Origin of the sequence: Microvirga tunisiensis (assembly GCF_009296175.1) — a bacterium.
GTDB lineage: Bacteria > Pseudomonadota > Alphaproteobacteria > Rhizobiales > Beijerinckiaceae > Microvirga > Microvirga tunisiensis.
In genome coordinates this window covers 1-6,448 of the sequence record NZ_VOSK01000334.1, presented here as the reverse complement: position 1 = coordinate 6,448, position 6,448 = coordinate 1, and the positions used below count along the sequence as shown (strand labels likewise).

9 protein-coding genes are annotated in these 6,448 nt (G+C 62.7%); 4 read left to right on the top strand and 5 right to left on the bottom strand.

Annotated elements, in window-relative coordinates; all coding sequences use genetic code 11:
* The first annotated feature begins 383 nt into the window (after positions 1-383).
* On the top strand, positions 384-908 hold the full coding sequence (locus tag FS320_RS35775) for a DUF350 domain-containing protein (protein WP_152717110.1): 525 nt from the start codon (positions 384-386) through the stop codon (positions 906-908).
* Positions 909-924: 16 nt separating this feature from the next.
* Here the strand turns inward: FS320_RS35775 and FS320_RS35770 are convergent, their stop codons facing one another.
* From FS320_RS35770 to FS320_RS35760, 3 genes are all read right to left on the bottom strand, one after another.
* Entirely contained in the window at positions 925-1,194 is a 270-nt protein-coding gene (locus FS320_RS35770) for a DUF6894 family protein (RefSeq protein ID WP_152717109.1), read from the bottom strand.
* Positions 1,195-1,504: 310 nt separating this feature from the next.
* Positions 1,505-1,669, bottom strand: coding sequence for a cold-shock protein (locus tag FS320_RS35765; protein WP_152717108.1), 165 nt, complete (start codon positions 1,667-1,669; stop codon positions 1,505-1,507).
* Positions 1,670-1,786: 117 nt separating this feature from the next.
* Positions 1,787-2,128 carry a response regulator gene (locus FS320_RS35760; protein WP_152717107.1) on the bottom strand — a complete coding sequence of 114 codons (342 nt, stop codon included), beginning with the start codon at positions 2,126-2,128 and terminating at the stop codon, positions 1,787-1,789.
* Positions 2,129-2,469: 341 nt separating this feature from the next.
* Between FS320_RS35760 and FS320_RS35755 the strand changes: the two genes are divergently transcribed.
* The gene (locus FS320_RS35755) at positions 2,470-3,711 is read left to right on the top strand and encodes an adenylate/guanylate cyclase domain-containing protein (RefSeq protein ID WP_152717106.1); all 1,242 of its coding nucleotides are present in this window, start codon (positions 2,470-2,472) and stop codon (positions 3,709-3,711) included.
* Between the two features lie 318 nt (positions 3,712-4,029).
* Positions 4,030-5,235 (top strand): cytochrome P450, encoded by a 1,206-nt coding sequence (locus FS320_RS35750; RefSeq protein WP_152717105.1) that lies wholly within the window; start codon positions 4,030-4,032, stop codon positions 5,233-5,235.
* Between the two features lie 33 nt (positions 5,236-5,268).
* Here FS320_RS35750 and FS320_RS35745 read toward each other — a convergent pair whose 3' ends face one another.
* Both FS320_RS35745 and FS320_RS35740 read right to left on the bottom strand, forming a co-directional pair.
* A complete protein-coding gene (locus FS320_RS35745) occupies positions 5,269-5,715 on the bottom strand; it encodes a KUP/HAK/KT family potassium transporter (protein WP_420846821.1) in 447 nt (148 codons plus the stop codon).
* A gap of 167 nt (positions 5,716-5,882) precedes the next feature.
* A complete protein-coding gene (locus FS320_RS35740; RefSeq protein WP_152717103.1) occupies positions 5,883-6,203 on the bottom strand; it encodes a hypothetical protein in 321 nt (106 codons plus the stop codon).
* 101 nt (positions 6,204-6,304) lie between these two features.
* Between FS320_RS35740 and FS320_RS48830 the strand changes: the two genes are divergently transcribed.
* Positions 6,305-6,448 (top strand): DUF6429 family protein (locus FS320_RS48830; protein ID WP_244626992.1); only part of this gene is annotated, 144 nt, incomplete at its 3' end.

The window sequence follows — 6,448 nt, the reverse complement described above, 5'->3', positions numbered from 1 at the left end:
GCGCCGACGATACCATTTTTGTCGATACTCAGCGCTCTTCACCCTGCCTATCCTCGTCAAAGCCACTCCAACTCGGCACAACCTATTGTAAATGCTCCGAGATGTGCACGTTTATGGACGGAAACTAGCTAGGCTTTGTCGACGAAGAGTTGATGGTGGGAGTAGGTTTCGGCCAACTCTTCCGTTGGAATTGGAAGGTCTTCTTCCGTCAATCACCGACTGGCAACGGGGTTGCCCGCTCTGACAGGGAGTGCCCCCAGTAGCTCTTAGCGTACAATCCTGTAGAGGCTTCCACGCACCCCCCACACGGCAACCGGGCTCCGCAGCGGCGGCAAGGGATCGGCCTCGTGCAGAGCCATTCACCATTCTGACTGGAGAGCGACATGTTCGAGTCCACCGTCCTGATGGCCTCCCTGAAGCCCGCCTTGCTGGCGGTGACCGCCTGCGCCATGACCTACGTTGCAGTGGTGGTGGACCGGTGGCGGCTCCTCCGCCTCGTACCGGCGGCCGACGGCGGAGTGGCGCCCGCCATCAATCTCGCGATGGCCATTCGTATTGCCGCGGTCGGTATCGCAATGGCGGGATCCCTGTCGGGCCTCGCCTATTCCGGGGTCGCGGATGATATCGGCCCGGCCGCCCTGCTTCTAATCGTCGAAGGCGTCCTGATGATGATCCTGATCGCGATTGCGACCGTCGTGGCCGACATCGTGGTGGTGCCGGACATCCCGAACACCGAGGCAATCCGCAACGGCAACGTCGGCGTTTCCGTCGTCGAAGGGTCCGTCCTGATCGCGACCGGCCAGATCGCCGGCGCCTCCTTCGGCAGCGTATCCACAAGCCATCCCACGTTTGCCGATCTGGACACGGCTCAGGAGTGGATTGCCTCGCGCCTTGCCCATCGGCCCTGATGACTGCCGGGGCGCGCTAAGCCGGAGCGGTGGTCTCGTGGTCCTCGTCAGGTGCGATACCCTGATCGTCGGCGGAGAAGCGAAGCCTGAGAACAGACTGTCCGGCGACATCGGTGACGTTCATGTGCCACTCGGTACCGTCCCAGAACGTGTCGCCTTCATCGCGCAGGATGGCACCCGCCAGCCGGATCGCTTCGGCGCGGGCATGCCTGAGATTGGGGAACTCCGTTCCCTCATTGTCGATGATGTTGTGGCCGTCGACGACATGGAAGAAATAGCGAGGCATGGGATGCTCCTCTGCCAACAGGCGGGAGCACACGGATCTCTCAGTCACCGACGCCCGAAATATTCAAGCCAGCAATAAAACTACTATCGGTCGTTCAGAGCAATAAACCCAGCTTAGCGCATAAGGACATATGTACGCAGCATCCGATGATTACTGAATAGAAACCCATAATCGTTCTAACAGAACTATGTGCGCTCGAAGTGGAATGGGATTAGGTCTTGGGCTTGCGCAGGATCGGCTCGTTCTCGCCCGCTCGGGCGGTGCTGGTGTCGATTTCAAGAACCTCGGCGACCCGCGGCTTGCCACGCTCCTACTCGATCCTGACCCGCACCATGGTTCCCCGCGGCAGCCAGACGTAGCCCGCCTCTTTCAGCACCGCCATGTGCAGGAAGGCGTCACCGTAGCCGTTGCTCAGGGCCACGAAGCCGAATTGCTTGGTCAGGTCGAACCAGGTGACCGTCCCTGTTGTCGTCATGCATGACCTCCGCGGGCGGCAACGTCAGCCCAGCGTGCCCGCGTTCACCGTCAGTAGAGTTTCATACGCCTTGAATGCAATCCAGTTCGATACAGGCGCAGACCGGAATTCTGCCTCTCAAGCTCGCCATGTGCTCAAGACGCCAACCACCTGGGCGATCCTGTAGGGCTTTGAGATGATGATCCCACCAGGAACCGGCTGCATCTGCTCCGCATAGCCTGTCACATACAGGACGGGCAGCTCGGGGAAGCGCTCGCGGTAGGCCCGGGCCACGGCCCAGCCGTTGGCTCCCGGCAGACGGACGTCGGTCAGCAGGGCATCGAGGGTGATCCCGGCTTGCAGGAGTTCCAGAGCCTCTCCGCCGCTGCCCGCTTCGATGACCTCGAGCCCGGCATCTTCCAGCCCCGCTACAGCCATCTCACGGACGAACGCATCATCTTCGACGATCAGAACTTTCATCGAGCCCGCACTGACCTGGGTTCCTCCGCTGTGGAGGCTTGTCGCTCTGATAGCTCAGGACGCAGTTCATTTCCATAAACGGCTTACGCCAAAATTTCGCTCATGTACCCGGAACGTCTGGAAATGGCATTTCTCGGAAGTAGGCCGATAGTCTGCTCCCGCAAGGAACAGCGGACGTTCCTCGAGGGCATAGGATCGTCAGTGCGTGACCCGGAGCTAACTTTCAGGCCCGCTCCGTTTGGCAAGACGCCATCCAAGTGCCTTCGTGCATTGCAAACTAAACGAAGTAGCTTGCGCTGCCTCGCTTGCAGAACCCGCATGGGGCATGGCACCGTACCTTGATGGCACATCCCCCACTCTCGGGCGAGACCGCCTCGCTTGTGGCATGGCTTCACCAGAAGGCGCTGATAGGAGCCACTGTTGAGGCGATCCTCCAAGGATTATGTGGGCAGGCTCTTGCCATGGGCCTCGACCTAGATCGGGCGGTTGTCGCCTACCTTGTGTTCCATCCGCAGTTTGACGGCATGACCTTTACCTGGACCCGTGACACAGGCCGGGCGGTGCGTCAGGCCGCCACACAACCGGACATCCGGCGCTTGCCGTCGCCCTTCCTGCACATGCAGACCACCGGTACAGAGGAGTTGCGGTATCGGCTTGATGAGGGTGGGGAGCCTCTCCCGTTTCCGCTCCTGGATCACCTTCGCAGCTTCGGCTTTACCGATTATCTCGCCTTCTTCCGGCCGTTCGGCAGCTCTGCGGACCCGACGCTCTGGCCCGATCTGCCGCCGGGGACCGTCATGCGCGCAGGCGTGACAGGCTCCTTCAGTACCAAGCGGAGCGGTGGTTTTACCAAATGCGAGTTGGATGTCCTCCGGGCGCTCGTTTTGCCGTATGCGGTCGCGGTCAAGGCTGCGGCGACGTTTGAGATGGCGGAGATCCTCCTCGGCACGTATCTCGGAGCGGCGACGGGCCGGAGCGTCCTGCGCGGGCATGTGCAACGCGGCCACGGTCACCGGGTCCACGCCGTGATCTTGTACAGTGATATGCGGGATTCAACCGCCTTGGCCGCGGGCAGCTCGCTTGAGACCTACCTCGCCACGCTCAATGCCTACTTTGACTGTGTCGTTGACGCAATCGATGCTCAGGGTGGCGAGGTCCTGAAGTTCACCGGCGACGGCGTGTTGGCGATGTTCCCCTTCGAGGAGGGCACGCAAGCCGGGACGAAGGCTTGTTGGCTCGCGCTCGCAGCGGCACGCGACGCTCTTGACCAACTGGGGAACGTCAATGCCGGGCGCGCCGCGGCTGAGGAAAGCGAGATCCGTTGCGGCATTGCCCTGCATGCCGGGGACGTGATGTATGGCAACGTCGGATCGGCGCGGCGCCTCGACTTCACGGCCACGGGCCCGGCGGTCAACGAGGTCTGCCGCCTGGAGGCACAGTGCAAAACCCTCGCCGTGCCGCTTATCCTATCAGATGTCGCCGCATCGCTCCACGCCGGCCCCCTCCTGTCACTCGGGTGGCACGAGCTCCGAGGAGTCGGGAGAGCAATCGAAGCCTTCTCGCTGCCGGAGCACAGAATCTGAGGTAAGGAGCAACATGTGCTCGCAATCGGCCGACGCGTAGGGCAGCTTCTGGCACTCCTGAGACGTAAGCGTTGGGTCCGCTTCGACACTCAAGTGCCGACGTTCGTTAAGCGGTCGGAACGTGAAATTTTGACCCACTCCGGAACTTCGCTGCCGCACGGCATCCACGCTAACGCATATCCAGGGGCCTAAGGCGGCATCGCTTGAGCGTAATAGGCTCCGTAGTCTCGGGCCGTCTCTGAAAAGTCATGCGGCGATCGCCGGCAGAGCAGTAGATCAGGCTGCGGCCGATTCCATCGTCGTCAGAGGGTACACCTCATGCGACGTTTCGCTTTCACGAGCCAGGACTACCTTCGCGATCCCGCCTCGATGCTCACGAGGCTGAGGGCGGCAGGTCCCGTTGTGGAAGTGCGTTTCCCGATCGTCGGGCGGACCTGGATCACCACCGACAGCGAGATGGCTAGCCGCGTCCTGAAGGACAGCGAGACCTTCACGATGCGCAGGAACGGCTCGCTCGCTGGCATGCGCTGGTGGATGCCCGGGTGGATCCGCACACTCGCAGTGAGCATGTTGTCCATGGATGAGCCGGACCATACTCGCCTGCGTGGCATCGTCGACGAGGCCTTTCGGCGCCGCGCCGTTCTCGACATGGAGCCAAGGATACTCGCGATTGCCGATGGGCTTGCGGCTGAGCTTTTTGCCGACGGCAGCCCCGCTGACCTGGTCGAGCGCTATGCCCGCAGACTGGCGCTTTCGGTCATCTGCGAACTGCTCGGTCTGCCTGGTGCCGACAGGCCCCGCTTCATCGCCTGGGCAAACAGCCTGACCCGCCTGACCGGCACGCTCAGCCTGCTGCGCATGATCACCGGCATCCAGCCGATGAAGCGGTACTTGGAGGGACGCTTGCAGGTTGCCCGCAACACCGGTGGCGAAGGCTTGATCGCGGACTTGGTCCGCGTGGAAAAGGAGGGCCGACGCATCAGCGGCCAGGAGATGGTGGCCATGGTCTTTCTCCTACTCGGCGCCGGATCCGAAACCACCACGCATCTGATCAGCGGATCGGTCCATGAACTCCTCAGGACGCCTCGTCTGCGCGACTGGCTCGAGGAAGACTGGAGCCGCGCACCGCTGGCCGTCGAGGAGTTCCTGCGCTTCGTCTCGCCTGTGCAGTTCACCAAGCCCCGATTCGTCGGAAGGGATATTGAGCTTGGCGGGGTCAGGCTGAGGAAAGGGGACCGGATCATGGCTATGCTGGCGGCGGCTAATTTCGACCCTGGCGCCAATTCTCACCCTGAGCGGCTCGATCTGGCGCGACGGCCCAATCGGCACTTGGCCTTTGGTACGGGAATCCACTTTTGCCTCGGTCACCAACTCGCCCGGATCGAGGCACGGTGCGCGCTGGAGGCGCTGTTCAAGCGTTGGCCCAGGCTCGAACTGGCCGTGCCGCCGGACGCCATCCGGTGGTGGCCGCGGCCTGGCCTCAGAGCGATTGAACGGCTGCCGGTCACGGTTTCAGCCCGGTAACCTGTCCTCGCTTGTGCCCGATCAGGCATCCAGTCAGATGGTGATCCGCGCGCCCACTTCGACGGCCTGGTCCTCCGGGATGCAGAACTGATCCGAGACATCGCTCGCCGAGCGAGCCATCGGAATGACGATGTAGTCCTGCCACAGCGGCAAGCCGGACTGCGCCGACGCTTGCAGCGCCCGCCGCGACAGGAAGAACGAGACGTCGTTCAGGTCGAAGCCTGCCGCCCGCAGCGCCTTGGGCACGCTCGGGCTCTCCATGAAGCCGAACTGCACTGTCACCCGCGAGAAGCGGTCCGAGAGCGTCTCGCTGGTGACGCGGCCCTTGTCCCGCAGGCGCGGCACCTCCTCGGTCATCACCGTCAGGATGACGTTCTGCTCGTGCAGCACCTTGTTGTGCTTCAGGTTGTGCAGCAGGGCGGCCGGCACATCCTGGGAACTCCCGGAGAGGAAGATGGCGGTCCCCGGAACACGCGGCACGGGGCTGCTCTTGGCCCTGCGCATGAACTCGGCCAATGGCGGGCAACCCCGGTGCGAGATCTCCGCCAGCAGCACTGTCCTGCGGTGATGGGTGTGTGTCGCCCGCGAACGGCGGAAACTGCCCTACCGGATGGTCAGGGTACGGCTCCATGCCGGAATCCCTTGGCTCATGCCCTCCGAAGCTCGGGCGGAATGGCGGATGTCGGTTCATGATCGTGGTCGACCGGCACGAGGAAGGTCACGAACACGCCGTCCTCGTCATCGTCCGTGTCATCAAGGTCGAGACCCGGAGCGCCGAAGGCTTCGGTCTCCTGGCGTGAGGCCGGTCGGATGATCAGGGGCGCTCGCCCGTCCCACAGCGGCGTCCCCTCGCTGGTCATCGCCATCAGGTCCTGCTGGAACGCCTCGCTCTCGACGATCTCCCATGCCTGGGACTCGTCCGCATCGGTGATGGCAATGGCCGTGCCGTCGATTTCCAGGGTAAACATCGCGTCCTCCAATCAGATTGAAACGGCGGCTCAGGGGTTAGTCCGTATCCATCCGAGCGGGGCCGCGGGATTTTGGGTGCCGCGCGTGGTAACGTCGGTTCATGGAGATCGATGAGGACAAGATCGACGATGCCGTTTTGGCGCTGTTATGGCTGACGCTGCATAACGAGCGTTGTGCCTGGAAGGGCTTCGACTGGGCAACGACGGATCGGCTTCACAAGAAGGGCTTGATCGGCGACCCAGTC

Excerpts from the sequence above, each read along its gene's own strand:
- FS320_RS35775 (WP_152717110.1), top strand. The coding sequence starts at position 384 with ATGTTCGAGTCCACCGTCCTGATGGCCTCCCTGAAGCCCGCCTTGCTG.
- FS320_RS35770 (WP_152717109.1), bottom strand. The coding sequence starts at position 1,194 with ATGCCTCGCTATTTCTTCCATGTCGTCGACGGCCACAACATCATCGAC.
- FS320_RS35765 (WP_152717108.1), bottom strand. The coding sequence starts at position 1,669 with ATGACGACAACAGGGACGGTCACCTGGTTCGACCTGACCAAGCAATTC.
- FS320_RS35760 (WP_152717107.1), bottom strand. The coding sequence starts at position 2,128 with ATGAAAGTTCTGATCGTCGAAGATGATGCGTTCGTCCGTGAGATGGCT.
- FS320_RS35755 (WP_152717106.1), top strand. The coding sequence starts at position 2,470 with ATGGCACATCCCCCACTCTCGGGCGAGACCGCCTCGCTTGTGGCATGG.
- FS320_RS35750 (WP_152717105.1), top strand. The coding sequence starts at position 4,030 with ATGCGACGTTTCGCTTTCACGAGCCAGGACTACCTTCGCGATCCCGCC.
- FS320_RS35740 (WP_152717103.1), bottom strand. The coding sequence starts at position 6,203 with ATGTTTACCCTGGAAATCGACGGCACGGCCATTGCCATCACCGATGCG.